At 55.9% G+C, this 387-nt stretch carries 1 protein-coding gene; it reads right to left on the bottom strand.

The genetic code is table 11. From position 1 onward, the window contains the following. Positions 1-361 (bottom strand): hypothetical protein (locus AC1DF0_RS32575; RefSeq protein WP_477577754.1); only part of this gene is annotated, 361 nt, incomplete at its 3' end. Positions 362-387: the final 26 nt, after the last annotated feature.

Here is a 387-nt window from a genome sequence, read left to right as displayed (position 1 = left end):
CCCTCAGAGAGATTGATTCGATATACCCCGTAGCGACTTCCCACCCCTGTTTTTCCGCAAGCTCCAGAACAATTGCGCGCCCTTCGTGCCGAAGTATTGCCCGCCACTGTTCCAGAGAAATCGAGCCCAGGAGCACAGCTTGATCGTCTTGTTTATTGGCCAACTCTTCATCGCTCATTTCYCCGATWGCGAACCGCTTTTTGAGGCCYGYYGACCAGTGCAATTGRCGCTTGCCTTTAAACACCTTGGCGAACTCCGCAAAGAGTGCCCCGGCCTGTTTGTCCCCATCGCCCAGGTAGGCCCGGAGGAAGTCGAAAGGCGTCTCACCATCCCGCGCTTTCTTGATGTGGCCCTTCGTCATTTCCGATTCGAGACCCCACTTGGAGG

The sequence above is a fragment of the Paenibacillus sp. 05T425 genome (assembly GCF_056396205.1).
The sequence above is the reverse complement of the archived record's forward strand: the minus strand, read 5'-3'. Positions and strand labels throughout refer to the sequence as shown.